Raw genomic sequence first — 17,880 nt, 5'->3', positions numbered from 1 at the left:
GAGCTGCTCTTTTTTTATATGCTTAGTTTAATGATAAGCCCTAAAATTGCAGCAGCACCGATGACTCTTAATACACTTTGATTGAATTTAAAGAGAGCAATACAAGCGAGTATGGTTATTACTGCAGCTATGTAGTCAAATTGCCCCTCAAACCCTTTTGGCCATAGTACATGGTAAGCAAAGAAGAGGGCCAAATTAAGAATTACGCCGACAACGGCTGCGGTAATTGCTGTCAGTGGTGCAGTAAATTTGATTTGATTGTGAGTGGATTCGATTACGGGTGCTCCACCGAGAATAAACACAAACGAAAATAGGAAGGTGAACCAAGTAACAATTGTTGCTCCAAAAGCACCAGCTAAAAACTTATGTTCAGGCCCTAATAGGTCAAGGTTGTACCCGCCCATAAACCCAACGAAAGCAACGACCATAATGAGTGGGCCGGGTGTGCTTTCACCCAACGCTAAACCATCGATCATTTGGGTTGGTTTAAGCCACTCATAGAAGTTAACAGCACCTTGATATACATAAGGTAAAACCGCATAAGCTCCACCAAATGTCATTAAGGCTGCTTTAGTGAAAAACCAAGCCATTTGTGTATAAGCGTGAGACCAGCCATAAGCTACTGTCAGTAATGCTATAGGGAGACACCACAAAATAATTGCAACAACCAGCAATTTAATCAAGCGAGACCATTTGAAAATGGCATGTTCAGGTGTGGGCGTATCATCATCAATAATTGCTTTCCCGTAGTCTTTGAGACTTGATGCGTGAACATTGCTAGTGAATAATTTTGGGTCAAATTTACTTAAGAGATAACCACTTAAAGCAGCCAGCAGCACAATAAGGGGGAACGGAACATTAAAGGCAAAAATGAGAATAAATGCGGCACATGCAATAGCATACATATATTTATTCTTCAGTGACTTACTGCCAATACGATAGGTTGCATGAAAGACGATAGCGGTGACAGCAGGTTTAATGCCATAAAAAAGCCCTGCAATGACAGGTACATTTCCAAATTTTGCATAGACCCATGAAAGACCGATGAGAATAAAAAGGGAAGGTAAAATGAAAAATAGTCCGGCTATGATACCGCCTTTTGTTTTGTGCATTAGCCAGCCAATATAGGTTGCTAATTGTTGTGCTTCAGGCCCCGGAAGCAACATGCAGTAATTGAGCGCATGCATAAATCGCTTTTCAGAGATCCATTTTTTTTGTTCTACCAATTCTTGGTGCATGACAGAGATTTGGCCTGCAGGCCCGCCAAAGCTGATAAATCCGAGTTTTAACCAAAACAGTATGGCCTCTTTAAAGCTAACCTCTGGATTGGGCTCGAAATCGTTTTCTTGCAATTGATTCATGAATTCTCGCCTTTAAAATTGGTATATAGACCATCAAAAATGTGATTGGATAATTCCACCAACTGTTGATCAGCATGAATACTGCTTCTTAGTCCTTGTAATATTTTTTCTAGCCCAAGTGCTTCTGGTGGCTCATTTCCGCCAATATCTAGGTAATGGACAATTTCAGCGATTTTCAGAAGTGATTTATCGGCTAAATTAAAGCTGTGTAAAAGTACTTCGAATGACACAAGCTCACCAACATGGGTAAACGTTGCACCGTCAAAATCAAAACCATAAGCATCTGCTGGACAATCTTTAATATCTTGTAGCCAAATAAAAGTAGGGTCTTTATCAATAAATTTTTGAATGAGCCACGTACAAGCTAAACGATCCACCCAAGGTCGTTTTCGCGTAGCCCAAGTTTTAGATTGGAAGTCATGAAGATTAAGAGAAGGTAGATCACTATTTATAGAAGAGGGCTCATTTGATTCCCCTAGGTGATGAATTTTAAGTTCGAGTTTTGATATCGCGTTTAAGGCTGTGTTTTGTAATTCATTAGGAAAGAAATCAATATCGATGAGAGATGAAAGTTGCTTTCTTAATTTTCTAATGCTTTTTAAATGTTCATTTTTTTGCTCAACATTCAGTGAACTCTCTATTTCATTCAGTTGTAGCAAAAATTCAGAGTATTCACTTTTTCTATTAAATAGTTGAATTAAGTCTAAATTATTGTTGCTAACGGAATCGAATAGATAGGCAATGCCATCGGCACTTTGATGCTCGTCAATAATGGGGTCAAAGCGCTGCTTTTGTTCATTAGGTAGCACATAGACACCATCACGCAGAGTTTCTGCGCCACAGCTTTTGATGGAACGCCAAATTCTCATTCGAGCAGAAGAGTTTTGTGTGGAAAGGCTAGAAATGAGGATGCTTATATTCATGTTATAAACTCTACAAATTTTGTATATTTTATAACAAATAAATTTGACGTGATAATTTTTATACTTAATTAGTTATTCAGGGAATCTGATATATTGTTTGCTGATATACGTAAGGATCATCCCTTTCAATCACTGAATCTAAGAAATTTTCGGGTATTGTACAGATCTATTTTGCGGTAGTTTTTACGGTAAATGTAGAACAAGAATTGATGAAATTTATTGAAAACAGTGTCTTGGATTGTGTCTGTTGTGCGCGCTGAGCGCTACGAGAAGCGGACTGAAAAGTTGAGAGAATCCTACCGTAATACAAACCAGATCTATCCTGATGCAGCGGATTTAAAACTGGAACTAAGTCTAAATGACGGTGGAAATGAAATTATCGATTTGCGACAGTTAGAGCGATTTTTATCAAATTTCCAAAATAGTTTACCCACAGTATTTTGGTATCGAACGCAGGTGGTCTATCGTTTTTATCGGATTGTGCGTGATGATGTTCAGCAGCGCTATGTGATTCACTTTTATCTGAGCTTTAACCGATCACTCTATTCTGACCCTTTGGGATATTGCAATGAGATCAGAGAGCACTGGATGAGAGCGACTGGATATTTGGGCACATGCGTTTATCCAGAAATGCATCATCAGCTTTCCGATGCTGATGCACAAAACGCGCTGCGGATTGACCGGATCATGCAAGAAGAAGCGGGCTGTCCTTTGGGTGCATTAAATAGCATGCCGGAGAATCAAACGGGTCAGTTTGGGCTTCCGAGTAGAATCTGCATCTACCCGAAAGGATTTAAATGGTTTGATGGAGCCCCAGTACGGCGCTGAAAATTCATATTGCATTCCAGCACTTGCTTGACGCTCTACACCGTGCAGATTATCCTTAGCCTGCTGACCTACATCGTCAGCGGGTTTTAGCAGACCCATTAACAAAGACAATATGCGAAATCTGATTTTGCATGTTGTGGACCCGTTCGTCCCCCTTTCTTTGCGGTAGGGCGGAGGGGGGACGCGCTTGCGCGTGCTGGTTTCTTTGTTACCAGTCTGCTAACCCTTCTTCGTTCTGCCACCATCATATTAGCAGTGAATTGGCAGAATTCTTTTAAAACAAAGGAGTACGCCATGCGCTTACATCAATATCATCCCTTATTTTTCTCTTTTTCAGTATTTGTGCCGATGGGTCATTAGGCCCGCGTGCTGTGCATAGCTGTGTTTATAGCTTTTTAAGAATAAAACTTTTTCAAATACATATTACCGATATGAAGATGAATCTCTAATGCTGTTTTGAGCTAAGTAGATCTGTACGCTTTATCGTCTATAAAAAATTCAAAAACTTAGATATTCATTCCAACAAAGATTGCATGGGGGACACCGGATCTGCTGAAGACCGGTGATGCCTGTAAAAAGAGAAAATGACTATGTTAAAAACTTTCCTAAAAACTGCCCTGATTTCATCACTTCTTGCAGGCGCGTCATGGGCGCAGGCAGGCTGGTTTGCGCAAGCCAGTGAATCCTATTTTGTGCAGGCTCGAAATTTAGGTGGAGGCGTGTATCAGTGCATGTATAAAACCAATCCGGGCAACCGCGGCTGGCGTAATTTCACGGTGAACTTTCAGGGCGGCTGTCCGCGCGTTGTCCACTATAACGCCAATAATGGCCAAGTCTCTGTACCGAACTAAAGTACAGGAGATTTGAGATGAACCAAAAAACCATTTTGGGTTTGGCAGCTATTCTGGCTTTGACGCTTATTATCGTATCCGGATTCTATTTTTTCAGTGCCAATTCCAGCGTTCAGAAACCTGTGCAAACAGCTGCAGCTGGCACGAGTGATATTCCAGCGTCAGAAGCTGCTGCTTCGGAAGGCATTCCTGCTGCGGAAGTTGATGGCATTGATGTAGAGGAATTGACTGCTGGCAGCAAGGGCTCAAGTTCGGCGCAGCATGAACCTGAATTGCTGAGCTTTGAGTTTGATCAAAATTTGAAAGCTGCAGATACCTTGCTGTCCATGCTTCCTTATGCAGACCTGCCTGAATTTGAGCAAAAAAATATAGACAAGTATCAGCAGCTGGTTTTTGCCAAAGCTGCGAAAGATACGGGTAAACCCGTGAGCGGCTTTAGCTTGCAGGAACACGGCGCATTAGAGTCAGAGCAGGCGGGCAACCGTTACTACGTTTATAAATTTGATAATGGTACAGATTGTGAAATTCATCTGATCAGTATTGATTTAGAGACCGGTGATTACGGCGTCAGCTACAACTACTGCTGAGGATGATTGCTATGAATAAATATTTTAAATCGATCCTGCTGGCAGTAACGGCTGCTGCAGGCATGATGCTGTACGGGTGCGACTCCAGCCTTGATCCCAATACTTTTAGTGTTGAAATGAATGTAGAAGATACCAGCAACTGGTATGCACAAAACCAAGTGGCGCATGTCATCACCATTCGTTCCAACAGCCCAGATCCCATCGATGTCACCAACGTTTTAATCAACAATGGTGAATGCAGTTATGAAGGCTACCGCAGATCACTGGAATACCCGCAGCATTTTAAAATGGGCTTGCGTTTAAGGCTGAAATTAACCGGCTGCGGTTACGATAATGTTGTGCGTGTTGATGTTGAAACACAGCAGGGAACAGCGAGCTACAGCTTTAACTAAGCGTATTTAATCTAAACATTAATCTAGAACTGACTAAACCGTGTCCTAAAGGGATGCGGTTTTTTTATGCCTTCACTTTAGCTTTTGTCAGGGTACATCTGACAAGGAATATACCGTGTCCATCATTCAATGTCCCTACTGCAAGTCGGGCAATGTCAGACAAACCGCATCTGGCAAATCAAACGCAAATTACTTTGAACAGCTTCAGCGCAATATCTCACCTGCACAAATGGCTGTGCTGGGAGCAAGACTTGCTAAGAAGGTCGGCTTTTCACCTGCGGCAGGTGCTGCTGTAGGTGTAGTGATTGGCGGTGTGCTGGTGGTTGTCAGCCAATTCTGCTACGAAAAATATTATCGCAATGAAGATCAATATATTTGTCAGGACTGTCAGCAGCATTTTGTTTGGGTCAAAAAATCATAAAGCTCAAGCCACAAACCTTAAACACATTTAATCAACAACATGAATTTCAACATACATTTATAGGAAATATAAACATGGCGCATCAGATTGAACAAATGGCTTATGTCGGTGACACCCCTTGGCATGGCCTCGGCAACCAGCTTACGCATAATCAGCCGATTGAAGTATGGGCACAGCAGGCCGGCATGGACTGGCGCATTGAATCTTCTGATGTCAGCTATATGGCGCAAAATGAACGCGGGCAAAACATCATCATGCCTTATGAAGAACAGCGCGTACTTTATCGCTCGGATACCCATGCACCTCTATCGGTGGTCAGTCAGCGTTATCAGGAAGTGCAGCCTGCAGAGGTGTTGGAGTTCTACCGAGATTTAACAGAGCAATCAGGCTTTGAACTGGAAACCGCAGGCGTATTGAAAGGCGGAAAGAAATTCTGGGCTTTAGCCAGAACAGGACAAAGCGCGGCACTCAAAGGTAAAGATGTTAGTAATGGCTATATATTGTTGGCAACGGGCTGTGACGGAACGCTGGCGACCACAGCGCAATTTACTTCAATCCGCGTAGTGTGCAACAACACTTTAGCCATTGCCCTAAAAGGACAGAACAGCAGTGCAGGCGTGGTCAAAGTCCCACACAGTACCCGTTTTGATGCAGATAAGATCAAACAGCAGTTGGGAATCTCAGTACGGCAATGGGATGAACACATGTATGAAATGAAGCAACTCAGTCAACGTAAAGTCACTCAACAAGAAGCGGCTGCTTATTTTGACGCGGTATTTAACAATACCAGCCTCAGTCCAATGCAGCAGGATGAAGGCATTATCCAGTTCTACCGCAATGTAGCCAGTAAATCACAAAGCAAAGACAAGGTTGAACCGAATGGCCGAGCCATGTCGAAAGTCATGACTATGTTTAACGGGCATGGCCGAGGGGCAGAACTCAGCTCAGCCAAAGATACGGCTTATGGGTTGCTGTGCAGTATCACGGAATTTGCAGATCATGAACGTCGAGCCATGAGTCAGGATCACCGGCTGGATTCAGCATGGTTTGGAGCAGGGGCAGGCTTAAAACAACGTGGACTGGAACAGGCGCTACTGATGTTGTCCTAATCTGTGTATTTACAATTATTTGAACACTTCTTATTGAAATTCTGATTTCTAAGCTCCACTAACTATTTGCAAGATAAATAGTAAAACGGAGAGTACAGTGAGTATCATTTCAATTAAGAAATTAGGGGATGAAAGTTTTTTATTAAAAATGAAAGATAAGAAATCTTTCGATGTTTTAGTAGAAACGATAAAAGGTAATTTTGGCTATTCCTTTAATCAAGGTCTTCAATTAAATGCAGACATTTTAGAAATTGTAATAGCTGGCGTTTCTGAAGAAAACCTAAAGCGCCATTTAGCAGTCGTCTCATTTTAAAATAGATTCATTTAGAAATATCAGACCATATCTTCGGATGTGGTTTTTTTATGCCAAAAATTTAAAATTGAGGAATTCACAATGAATAATTTATCAAATCCATCTGCAGCATCTAAACAACCTATAGGATTCAGGTCACCTAAACTTATTACCGCCAAACGCTTTGTAGAAACCAAAAATATGAGCCAAGCCGAATGGCTGGAAGTACGCAGGCAAGGTATCGGCAGCAGTGACTGTGCTGCAGCTTGCGGACTCAATCCTTATATGTCGATGCTGGAACTGTGGATGATCAAAACAGGTAGGATCAAGCAATCCATCGAAGATGAAAGCGAAGGCCATGCGCCTTTATATTGGGGCAAGCGACTTGAACCGCTTGTTGCTGAATACTACAGCATGCATACCAACTATAAAGTCCGCCGCGTGAATGCTGTGCTGCAGCATCCTGACCCAGACAAGCATTTCATGTTAGCTAACTTAGATTATTCCGTAGTGGGTGATGCAGATGTGCAGATTCTGGAATGCAAAACTGCTGGTGAACATGGCGCCAAGCTGTGGTGGGATGGTGTGCCGTTATATGTGCTGTGTCAGGTACAGCATCAATTGGCCGTAACGGGAAAGAAAGCAGCGCATATCTGTGTACTGCTCTGCGGACATGAAACGCAGATTTTTAAAGTGACCCGCAGTGAATCGGTCATTCAGCATATTGTGAATGCAGAACGTTACTTCTGGGAATGTGTCGAGAAGGATACACCGCCTGATGCAGATGCCAGCGCATCGGCAGCCAAGGCTTTACAGCAGCTGTATCCCGAACATGTGCCATTGAGCACTGCAGACTTATCTGGGGATGAGCAGGCCAACCAGCAGTTTGAACAGCTGATTCAGGCACGTAATCAAATCGACAAGCATCAGGAGCAGTTTGATCTGCTGAAGCACCAGCTGCAAGCCAAGATGCAGCAGGCGGAGCGTGCCACTTTTAAAGCAGGCTCAGTGACGTGGAAAAAGGCTAAGGATTCAATCAGCTTAGATGCCAAGGCTTTGCTGAAATCACACCCTGAATACCTCAGCCAATTCCCGCAAAGTAAAACAGGTTCACGGCGTTTTAACATCTATACCAATGATGGTTGAAAGTAATTTAGCCTAAGCAAAATATCCAACCAGCCTAGAAATCCCATGCCTCAGCACATGGGATTTTTTATGCCCATTTCATTTTTAATCAATACAGCAATTTATTTAAAGATAAGAGGAAAGGACCATGATTAAAGGTCTAGCAATCACACCGCCAATACTTGGCAGAATCAGTATCGGCAAAGTTGTGGAAAAGAACGGCAAACGTCTGCCTGAAAAGGATGATCAATTTACCATTACCAGCCAAATCCAAAATAAGGACAGTGGTTGGGTGAAGCACCCACTGGATGAACAGCTGCGGGCCAAAGCACCCAATCAAAAACTGCGAAGCATACCCGTCCGGATGATCTTCAATGATCCTGAACTGAATCTAAGGGCAGAGTACAGTCTATTTGATCGACAAACAGGGCGCCCCGTGTGTATAGGCAATGGTGAAACTTGTCAGCGCTTAACCAATCAAGGGGTTGAACATCACCCCTGTCCTTCACCTGATCTATGTCCATTGGCACAAGGTAGATTGTGTAAGCCCTATGGTCGTCTGTATGTGAATCTTGATGAATCGGATGAGTTTGGGACTTTCGTTTTTAGAACAACAGGCTTTAACAGCATTCGAACCTTGGCAGCGAGACTGAGTTATTACCATGCAGCATCGAATGGTTTATTGTCATGTCTGCCTTTACAGTTAACACTTCGAGGAAAGTCCACCACACAAAGCTATCGAACCCCAGTCTATTACGTGGATTTGACGTTACGTGAGGGTGTTCATTTACAAGAGGCGATTCAAACGGCGAAAGAGATTGATCAGAAAAGTAAGCTGTGTGGATTTAATCAGGCAGCTTTAGATCAGATGGCACGGCAAGGCTATGGCAATACACGGTTTGAAGTAGATGTAGAGGAGGGATTGGATAAAATTGAAGAGTTTTACCCAGAAGAAAATAAATCACAGCAACAAGTTCCAGACTTTCTTCAGATGCAAGATATTCAGAAAGGCCTACAGCAATCGGTACAAGCTTTGAACTAAAGTAGGAGGCATCTGTTGATGCCTTGTATTTTAAATTTTCTTAATCTATAAATGTAAGATTAAGCTTATGTACGTTAAAAGATATTCTAAAAAAGATTTAACATTTTGAATATTATAATTTATTTAGATGGGGGTTTTATGGTTCGGGTGGAATATTTAAATTTTTTACAGACTTTGAATAATACTGACTCTGTAGAGATACGTAAGATAGCAAACCTTGTTTTAGAAAATTTGGATGAGTTAATTCCATTAAAGACTGCTCAGGGGCAACGGATAAAAAAAATAGTATCGTTTGCTCAGTTAAAATGGGAACGTGTTGGTTCAGAAATCAGTCCTTTACCTGCGACATTGGGAGAGCCGAAAGCGAAAATTGCAAAAATTAAAAGTATGACTGTAGGCCCATTTCGAGGATTTTCTAAACCAGAGCATTTTGATTTAGATAGTAACTTAGTATTGATATATGGTCCTAATGGAACAGGAAAATCAAGTTTTTGTGAGGCTTTAGAATACTGCTTATTAGGTAATGTCGAAGATGCTGAAAATAAACGTTTCCGTAACCAAGTTGAGTATCTAAAGAATGCTCATGTTAATCGATTCTTAGCACCTATTCTTCAGGCTGAAGATAGCCAAAATAACATCTTAAGTGTTCAGCCTGATGAGCAAATATATAGATTCTGTTTTGTTGAAAAGAATCGTATAGATAATTTTTCACGTATTGCAGCCCAAGTTCCATCTAAACAAACAGAACTAATTTCTACGTTATTTGGATTAGAGTCTTTCACGGAGTTTGTCAAAAATTTTACTCCTGATATGGATGGTAGATATATTGATATTATTGGAGAAAAGTCTAAAGAGCTTGGTGAAAAGCGTTCACAATTATTAGGTAGTGAACAACAGATTAAAATACACACGCAACTGCTAAGCGACATTCAATCAGAGGAGATAAATTTAGCTACTCGATATAAAGAGAATATAAGTTTTGATCAAATGGTAATTGAGCTAAATGGTAATGAAGCTGTCTCAGGGCGTGTACAAATACTTGAAACATATCTTCAGTCGCCTTTAGGTACTAAAAGTAACCTTTCTCAAAGTGTATTAAATGCATTAAAGCAGAAAATAACTGAGTTGCATTCAGCTTTAATAATTGAAGAGGGGAAACTAGCACAAGCAAGTTATCAGGTCTCATTTAAACAACTTTATAATGCAATTATTGAATTACAGGATGGTAATCCAAATCAGTGTCCAGCTTGTCAAACACCCCTAGGTCAGACTACTGTTAATCCTTATATTTATGCTAGAGATGAGTTGTTGAAGTTGCAAGAGTTGGCAGGTATACAGAATAAAATTCAATTTTTACAAAAGCAAATCCAAGATTCCTTAACAGCTCTTTCTCAGATTATCCAAACTTGTTTATCTTTTTATCAAAAAGAAAATTGCTTGGAGGCATATAGATCATTTACAAGCGAAAAAACATCTTCTGAGTGGTGGGGGTACTTAACAGAAATGCTACCTGATGGTACAACCATTTGGATGAATATTGAGGTGCAAGTTCAAGCTCTTGAGGCATGTGATCTAAAAATAAAACAAGAAGAAGAGGTGAGAGTAATTAAGGCTAAAGAGCTTTTGATGTGTCGTGATTTTGTAAAAGAAATAACTATACTTCAAACACGTAGACAATCAGCGACTCAGGCTATAAGTATCGCTCAGTCCATGATTAGTACATTTGAAGAACAAAATGAGCAGCTTATTACAGATGTTGAAACTGAAAAATTAATAGTTAGTCGAAATAAGATTATATCCAACGCTTATGCTGACTTTGTTAAAAAGTTGGAAACATACTGCAATGAATTACCTCTGCGTTTAGTTAAAGATTTAGGAGGAGTGATTATTGATCTTTACAATGCTTTTAATCGAAACGATACGGATAGTGAATTGCTAGCAGAAGTAAGACTACCAATAAACCAGAATCAGAGAATGGAAATTGCATTTAAAAGCAATCCAGAAGTTTTTTTTGATGCGCTGCATATACTTAGTGAGGGGCATATTCGATGTTTAGGACTAGCAATTTTATTGGCAAAAAATCTTAAAGAAGAGTCACCATTATTGATTTTTGATGACCCTGTTAATGCCATAGATGATGAACATCGTGAAGCAATCCGAAAAACACTCTTTGAAGATAAGTTCTTTGCTAATAAGCAAATATTATTAACTTGCCATGGGGAAGAATTCTTCAAAGATATTCACAATCTACTTTCAGTGGAACGAGTGAAGTTAACAAAATCATTTAGTTTTCTACCAAGATTGGGTGAGCCGCATATCAATATTAATTTTAATTGTGCACCTCGTAATTATATTGTTGCTGCTAGAGAGCACATTAATCAAAATGAAATTCGTGATGCTTTAACAAAGTCAAGACAAGCTTTAGAAGCAATAACTAAAGGGAAAGTTTGGAAGTATGTAAGTAAGCATGGTGATGGAAATTTGAGTTTAAAATTACGATCTGCTACCTCTTCAATAGAGTTAAGAAATCTTACTGAACAATTGAAAACTAGAATTGAAAAAAAAGATTTTGTTCATGCTCAAAAAGAAAGTGTTTTTAAACCATTAGAAGCTTTGTTAGGGATTAGCGGGGAGTGTCGAGAATGGAGATATCTTAATAAGGGAGTTCATGAAGAGCAGGATCGAGTAGAGTTCGATAGAAGCGTAGTGAGTTCGATAGTTTTGAATTTAGAAAATTTGGATCAAGCTTTGAAGTAAATTTATATTTTTAGACTTTCTAGGGGGGCTAATTTTTTTAGCCCTTATATAAAAATATACGGAGTTGCATATATATGTTTATTCGTATATAAGTATATATAAAGATTCAATTGAGTTTGAGCAAATGACTGCTATTCCAAAAGTTAAGATTTATCACAACCCTGAATGTGGTACATCACGCAATACGTTGGCGTTAATTCGTAATGCCAACATTGAACCTGAAGTGATCGAATATCTTAAAAATCCTCCATCTAAAAGTGAGCTCATTCAGCTGATTGCGGATGCAGGTTTAACTGTGAGAGAGGCCATCCGTAAGAATGTTGATCCTTATCGTGATCTAGAGTTAGACCTTGAGGTTTGGAGGGATGAGAAACTGCTTAACTTTATGCTTCAGTATCCAATTTTGATTAACCGCCCATTCGTGGTGACTGAACTAGGAACTCGTTTAAGTCGCCCGTCAGAACTGGTTTTAGAAATTCTGCCACTCCCACAAAAGGGTGCTTTCACTAAAGAAGATGGTGAACAAGTGCTGGATGCAAATGGGCAGCGATTGAAATAAAAATTTCATGGATATATGTGAATATTGATATATCCATATGTTTGAGTGGGTAAAAATATGGATCAAATCAATTTCTTTAAATGTTTGGCTGATGAAACTCGATTCAACATTGTCATGTTGGTTCTTGGGAATAATGAACAGTGTGTCTGTGATTTGACTGAAAAATTACAGCTGAGCCAACCTAAGATTTCACGGCATTTAGCCTTACTGCGTTCTTCGGGGCTCTTACAAGATCGACGTCAAGGGCAATGGGTCTATTACAGTCTCAATCCTAATTTACCCATTTGGTGCCTAGACATACTTAACACCCTTAAAAATGCTGATTTACAGCCAAAAGTTGCTCCATCATTTCAACAAATTAATAGTTATTGCGAGTAGAACAATATGAAATTCCTTTTTTTGTGTACTGGAAATAGTTGCCGTAGCATTTTGTCCGAAGTGCTTTTTAATAGTCGTGCCCCTGAGGGTTGGAAAGCATACAGTGCAGGTAGTAAGCCATCAGGGCAAGTACATCCATTGACCATAGAAACTTTAGAAAATCTTGGTCTTTCAACAGATGGTTTGTGGAGTAAAACCATTGATGATTGTGAACAATATCAACCTGACGTGGTGATTACGGTTTGTGATTCAGCAGCACAAGAAGCGTGTCCGCTTTATTTAGGCGGAGCGATCAAGGCACATTGGGGTTTGGCTGATCCATCACACTTAGACTTACCTAAAGAAGAAAAATTACAGGCATTCCAAGTGACTGTAGACCATATCAATCGTCGTTTAGATGCTTTATTTGCATTGAATACAGCACATATGTCTCGTCCTGAATTGATTGCTGCAATCAATCACATCTCAGATATTGAATGAGAAAATTATGGCTCAACAAAGATTATCCTTTTTAGATCGTAATCTCACGCTATGGATTTTCATTGCAATGGGGTTGGGAATAGCGATCGGTGTGTTCTTTCCACAAGCCTCAGTGGCATTGGATAAAATGAGTGTGGATTCCGTCAATATTCCAATTGCGATTGGTTTGATTCTGATGATGTATCCACCATTAGCTAAAGTGGATTATGCAGCGCTACCACAAGTGTTTAAAGACAAAAAAACCTTAACTTTGTCCTTAGTACAGAACTGGGTGATAGCACCAGTATTGATGTTTGCCTTAGCCATTGTTTTTCTACATAGCTATCCAGAGTATATGACAGGCTTAATCCTGATAGGACTGGCTCGTTGTATTGCGATGGTCTTGGTGTGGAACGGTTTGGCCTGTGGGGATAACCAATATGTTGCTGCATTGGTGGCTTTTAACAGTATCTTCCAAATTTTATTTTTCAGTACCTATGCTTGGTTGTTCTTGACCTTCTTACCACCTTATTTTGGTGTTGCAGGGCAAGTGATCAATGTGGATTTCTGGACGATTACTCATGCGGTATTCGTGTATTTAGGGATTCCGTTCTTCCTTGGCTTTATGACACGATTTATTCTGGTTCGAGCGAAAGGTTTGGATTGGTATCAAAATGTCTTCTTACCAAAAATTAGCCCACTGAGTTTGCTTGCTTTGTTGTTCACGATTGTGGCGATGTTTAGCCTCAAAGGAAATGATGTGGTGAGTTTACCACTGGATGTTTTACGTATTGCCATTCCATTGACCATTTACTTTATTGTGATGTTCTTCATCAGCTTCTTTATGAGCAAATGGATGGGCAATGATTACCCTAAAACTACAGCAATTTCCTTTACTGCTGCGGGGAATAACTTTGAATTGGCGTTGGCTGTAGCGATTGCAACTTTTGGTTTAGCTTCACCTGTGGCGTTTACTACTGTAATTGGTCCACTGGTTGAAGTACCAGTGTTGATTGCTTTAGTCAGTGTGTCTTTGTGGCTCAGAAAAAAGTTTTTTAAAGCAGAGGTGTAATTTCTATGACTCTCCCAAATGTAGATATGAATCTTCTCGATCAACCGACTTTAGAAAAAGTACAAGCTAAAGAGCTGGATCATCCACCGCGTATTTTGCTGCTGTATGGTTCAAACCGTGAGCGCTCATACAGCCGATTGGCGGTGATGGAAGCAGGACGTATTTTGGAGCAGTTTGGCGCTGAAGTAAAAATCTTTCATCCAAAAGGCCTACCCTTACCCGAAGATGCAGACACAGAACATCCAAAGGTGAAAGAGTTGCATGATTTACTCGCTTGGGCTGAAGGAATGGTGTGGTGCTCACCTGAACGTCATGGCTCCATGAGTTCAATTTTCAAATCACAAATTGACTGGATACCATTGGCAGGCGGTGCAATTCGAGCAACGCAAGGAAAAACTTTGGCATTGATGCAGGTTAGTGGCGGTTCGCAGTCCTTTAACAGCTTAAACCAGATGCGTATTTTAGGCCGTTGGATGCGCATGATCACCATTCCAAATCAATCATCTATTCCAAAAGCTTTTTTAGAGTTTGAAGAAGATGGACGGATGAAACCTTCATCCTTCTATGATCGAATTGTCGATGTAATGGAAGAACTATATAAGTTCACCTTGCTCACTCGTGGACAAAGTCAGTACCTCACAGATCGTTATTCAGAGCGAAAAGAGTCGGCAGAAGAATTATCTAAGCGGGTCAATCAACGTAGCTTATAAACTTTAGGTGATCAGAAATGCAAAAGAGACATTCTAAATTAGTGATCTTAGGTTCAGGGCCTGCGGGTTATAGCGCTGCTGTGTATGCAGCACGTGCAAACTTAAAACCTACATTGATAGCGGGTATACAACTTGGTGGTCAATTAACAACGACCACTGAGGTAGATAACTGGCCGGGCGACCCAGAAGGTTTAACTGGTCCTGCACTTATGGAAAGAATGCAAGCCCATGCTGAACGCTTTGGTACAGAGATTGTGTATGACCACATCAATGAAGTTGATTTAAGCGTCCGTCCATTTGTGCTAAAAGGCGACATGGAAGAATTTACTTGTGATGCACTGATTATTGCAACAGGTGCGACAGCACAATACTTGGGTCTTGAATCTGAAGCTAAATTCATGGGTCAAGGTGTCAGTGCATGTGCAACTTGTGATGGTTTCTTCTATAAGAACCAAAAAGTCATGGTCGTGGGTGGTGGTAACACAGCAGTTGAAGAAGCACTTTATCTTTCTAATATTGCTGAGCATGTCACCTTAGTTCACCGTAGAGACAGTTTACGTTCAGAGAAAATTCTACAGGATCATCTTTTTGCCAAAGAAAAAGATGGCAAAATTAGCATTCTTTGGAACAATCAAGTTGATGAGGTCATAGGTGATAATACTGGTGTCACATCAGTTCGCTTGAAATCAACTTTGGACCAAACTATACAAGATGTTGAAGTACAGGGCTTATTTGTTGCTATTGGTCACAAACCGAATACAGGTATGTTTGACGGTCAACTCAACCTACGTGAAGGCTACATTCAAGTACAAAGTGGTACTTCAGGCAATGCAACAGCAACTTCTGTGGCAGGAGTATTTGCTGCGGGTGACGTTGCTGACAGCATTTATCGCCAAGCAATCACTTCGGCAGGCTCAGGCTGTATGGCAGCTTTGGATGCAGAAAAGTATCTTGATCAATTGAGCAATTGAAAGGCTCATTTAAACGCTTGAAAATTTTATAAAATACGCCCAGTCTGTTGAGTAGACTGGGCGTTATTTTGATTATGACTATAAATAATAGGAGAGAAGCTTTGACTCAATTACAAACTGAAGTCGATGTAATCATTATTGGTGGTGGTCAGGCAGCCCTTGCCACAGCTTATTTCCTCAAACGTAAGAAAATTCCATTTATTATTTTAGATGACCAATCTCAGGCAGGTGGTGCATGGTCACATGCTTGGGAATCTCTTCGTCTTTTTTCTCCAAATACTTGGAGTTCATTGTCAGGTTGGATGATGCCCACAACTGAGCAGACTTACCCAACGCGAAATGAAGTGATTGGCTACTTGTCAGCATACGAGCAACGATATCAATTTCCAATTATTCGACCAATTCATGTCGACCATATAGAACAAAAAGATGGCTATTTAGATGTGTATGCTGGCGATCAATATTGGCGAGCTAAAGCGGTGGTCAGTGCTACTGGGACATGGAGTCAGCCTTATATTCCCCATTATGAAGGATATGAACGATTTGAAGGATTACAAACGCATTCAGCACATTATGTAAATCCAGAGCCTTTTATCAACAAGAAAGTGATTGTAGTTGGTGGTGGTAACTCAGGGGCACAAATTCTTGCCGAAGTCTCAAAAGTTGCAGATACCACTTGGGTCACAGTAACACCACCTCAATTTTTATCGGATGATGTTGATGGGCGTGTTTTATTTCTTCGGGCAACTGAACGTTTAAAAGCCCAACAGGAAGGTCGTGTGATTGATCAACCCGTTGGTGGTCTGGGTGATATTGTCATGATAGACAGTGTCAAAGAGGCCCGCGAACGTGGCGTACTACATAGTAGAGAGCCTTTTACCTCATTTGAGGAGCATTCCGTTGTTTGGGCTGATGGTACAAGACAAGCAGTAGATGCTGTGATTTGGTGTACAGGGTTCAAAGCTTCATTGACTCACTTAAGAAGTCTTGATGTGGTAGAGCCTGATCAGACAGTTACTGTGAATGATGGGCGCTCAGTAAAAATAAATAACCTTTGGTTGGTTGGCTATGGGGAATGGACAGGCATGGCATCCGCAACACTCATTGGGGTTTCTAGAACAGCAAGAGCAACTGTAGATCAAATAGCTGCTTATTTGGCTAGGATCAATTACTAAAGTTAAGGACTGAAGGAACTATTGGTCAAGTGATAGATCATTTAAAGACTACAAAACGGCCATTACCACCAGATCGAATAATTAGAAGGGAGGAGGAGCTTCTTTCATTTATAGATACACCTAAAGAGGAATGGTCTTCAACACTACAACGTTATAATAAATTAAGAGAAATCGAATATAAGGAAGTTATCGAGGTTACAAAGTTTATTGAAAAACAGACTCCTTTTGCAACGCAGCATAGTGTAAAGGGGGCTGAGTTTGAGAATGTATTAGTGGTCTTAGGTGGTGGCTGGAATCACTATAAGTGGCCACAGCTTTTAGAGTTACTTGAGACTAAAAAATTGACTAAAGCAAATACGAAAGGTTTTTTATAGAGCACGTAATCTTTTTTATGTTTCCATTTCTTGCCCAATGACGAGGCTAGCTGTGTTAGCTACTCAAACACTATCTGATACAGCTCTTGTAACTGTGAATAATCTATTGGGGAGTGAAAATATTGAAGATTTATGTTTTGATACATAAAAATAAAGTTTACTCCAAATTTACACCTTAACTTATTTTTTTTATTTTAAGTTGCTGTAAATTAATGGATTATTTTATCTTGTTGTCCAATCCATCATCGGGGCAACGGAAATGCGTGGCTTTAATGACTCAAGTGATTGCATAAAAGGCTCTCGGATCTGGATAGGCAAGCAAAGGGCAGCATTATACGAGTTTTGAGGTTAATTCACCAATGATCATTACTTGAATTGGAGTTCAGAGGGAAAGAGGATTAAAGAAAGTTTTGTATTAGTTCAGACTTGATCGTACATTCTTCTTGAAAAAGAGAAAGTTACCCGTTTTGATAAAGGTGTCGAAATCTTAATCA

The 17,880-nt window shown here is 40.4% G+C and carries 19 protein-coding genes and 1 pseudogene; 18 read left to right on the top strand and 2 right to left on the bottom strand.

The genetic code is table 11. The features are described 5' to 3' along the window. Positions 1-14 precede the first annotated feature (14 nt). Positions 15-1,361: a chromate efflux transporter gene (gene chrA / locus F988_RS05960; RefSeq protein ID WP_002123392.1), complete on the bottom strand. Its 1,347-nt coding sequence runs from the start codon at positions 1,359-1,361 to the stop codon at positions 15-17. After that, entirely contained in the window at positions 1,358-2,284 is a 927-nt protein-coding gene (locus tag F988_RS05955) for a chromate resistance protein ChrB domain-containing protein (RefSeq protein WP_004644594.1), read from the bottom strand. The genes chrA and F988_RS05955 overlap by 4 nt, the downstream gene beginning before the upstream one ends. A gap of 258 nt (positions 2,285-2,542) precedes the next feature. Between F988_RS05955 and F988_RS05950 the strand changes: the two are divergent. The 18 genes and pseudogenes from F988_RS05950 to F988_RS15415 all read left to right on the top strand — a co-directional run. Beyond that, positions 2,543-3,112 (top strand): annotated as a pseudogene (locus F988_RS05950) (hypothetical protein); the annotation flags it as partial. Positions 3,113-3,702: 590 nt separating this feature from the next. Beyond that, a complete protein-coding gene (locus F988_RS05945; protein WP_004644591.1) occupies positions 3,703-3,963 on the top strand; it encodes a hypothetical protein in 261 nt (86 codons plus the stop codon). A gap of 17 nt (positions 3,964-3,980) precedes the next feature. After that, positions 3,981-4,550 (top strand): hypothetical protein, encoded by a 570-nt coding sequence (locus F988_RS05940; protein WP_004644590.1) that lies wholly within the window; start codon positions 3,981-3,983, stop codon positions 4,548-4,550. A gap of 11 nt (positions 4,551-4,561) precedes the next feature. Continuing rightward, a complete protein-coding gene (locus tag F988_RS05935; RefSeq protein ID WP_004644589.1) occupies positions 4,562-4,942 on the top strand; it encodes a hypothetical protein in 381 nt (126 codons plus the stop codon). Positions 4,943-5,057: 115 nt separating this feature from the next. After that, complete coding sequence (locus F988_RS05930) at positions 5,058-5,363, top strand: hypothetical protein (RefSeq protein WP_004644588.1); 306 nt, start codon at positions 5,058-5,060, stop codon at positions 5,361-5,363. A 74-nt stretch (positions 5,364-5,437) separates the two neighbouring features. After that, the gene (locus tag F988_RS05925; protein ID WP_004644587.1) at positions 5,438-6,472 is read left to right on the top strand and encodes a DUF932 domain-containing protein; all 1,035 of its coding nucleotides are present in this window, start codon (positions 5,438-5,440) and stop codon (positions 6,470-6,472) included. A gap of 97 nt (positions 6,473-6,569) precedes the next feature. Beyond that, positions 6,570-6,785, top strand: a complete 216-nt coding sequence (locus F988_RS05920; protein ID WP_004644586.1) for a hypothetical protein — start codon at positions 6,570-6,572, stop codon at positions 6,783-6,785. Positions 6,786-6,866: 81 nt separating this feature from the next. After that, complete coding sequence (locus F988_RS05915; RefSeq protein WP_004644585.1) at positions 6,867-7,910, top strand: YqaJ viral recombinase family nuclease; 1,044 nt, start codon at positions 6,867-6,869, stop codon at positions 7,908-7,910. Positions 7,911-8,037: 127 nt separating this feature from the next. Continuing rightward, entirely contained in the window at positions 8,038-8,931 is an 894-nt protein-coding gene (locus F988_RS05910; RefSeq protein ID WP_004644584.1) for a recombination directionality factor, read from the top strand. Positions 8,932-9,036: 105 nt separating this feature from the next. After that, entirely contained in the window at positions 9,037-11,688 is a 2,652-nt protein-coding gene (locus tag F988_RS05905) for an AAA family ATPase (RefSeq protein WP_228127717.1), read from the top strand. Between the two features lie 124 nt (positions 11,689-11,812). Further along, positions 11,813-12,247 carry an arsenate reductase (glutaredoxin) gene (gene arsC, locus F988_RS05900; protein WP_004644582.1) on the top strand — a complete coding sequence of 145 codons (435 nt, stop codon included), beginning with the start codon at positions 11,813-11,815 and terminating at the stop codon, positions 12,245-12,247. A 57-nt stretch (positions 12,248-12,304) separates the two neighbouring features. After that, on the top strand, positions 12,305-12,625 hold the full coding sequence (locus F988_RS05895; protein WP_004644580.1) for a metalloregulator ArsR/SmtB family transcription factor: 321 nt from the start codon (positions 12,305-12,307) through the stop codon (positions 12,623-12,625). 6 nt (positions 12,626-12,631) lie between these two features. Next, positions 12,632-13,105, top strand: a complete 474-nt coding sequence (locus F988_RS05890; protein WP_004644579.1) for an arsenate reductase ArsC — start codon at positions 12,632-12,634, stop codon at positions 13,103-13,105. A gap of 7 nt (positions 13,106-13,112) precedes the next feature. Then, complete coding sequence (gene arsB, locus F988_RS05885; protein WP_004644578.1) at positions 13,113-14,156, top strand: ACR3 family arsenite efflux transporter; 1,044 nt, start codon at positions 13,113-13,115, stop codon at positions 14,154-14,156. Positions 14,157-14,161: 5 nt separating this feature from the next. Continuing rightward, complete coding sequence (gene arsH, locus F988_RS05880; protein ID WP_000174605.1) at positions 14,162-14,866, top strand: arsenical resistance protein ArsH; 705 nt, start codon at positions 14,162-14,164, stop codon at positions 14,864-14,866. Positions 14,867-14,883: 17 nt separating this feature from the next. Further along, positions 14,884-15,837: a thioredoxin-disulfide reductase gene (gene trxB / locus F988_RS05875; protein ID WP_004681738.1), complete on the top strand. Its 954-nt coding sequence runs from the start codon at positions 14,884-14,886 to the stop codon at positions 15,835-15,837. Between the two features lie 101 nt (positions 15,838-15,938). Beyond that, on the top strand, positions 15,939-17,012 hold the full coding sequence (locus F988_RS05870) for an ArsO family NAD(P)H-dependent flavin-containing monooxygenase (RefSeq protein WP_004644575.1): 1,074 nt from the start codon (positions 15,939-15,941) through the stop codon (positions 17,010-17,012). Positions 17,013-17,041: 29 nt separating this feature from the next. Continuing rightward, positions 17,042-17,386: a restriction endonuclease subunit S domain-containing protein gene (locus F988_RS15415; RefSeq protein ID WP_004644574.1), complete on the top strand. Its 345-nt coding sequence runs from the start codon at positions 17,042-17,044 to the stop codon at positions 17,384-17,386. Positions 17,387-17,880 lie beyond the last annotated feature (494 nt).

Origin of the sequence: Acinetobacter parvus DSM 16617 = CIP 108168, from assembly GCF_000368025.1 — a bacterium.
Taxonomy (GTDB): domain Bacteria; phylum Pseudomonadota; class Gammaproteobacteria; order Pseudomonadales; family Moraxellaceae; genus Acinetobacter; species Acinetobacter parvus.
The sequence above is the reverse complement of the archived record's forward strand: the minus strand, read 5'-3'. Positions and strand labels throughout refer to the sequence as shown.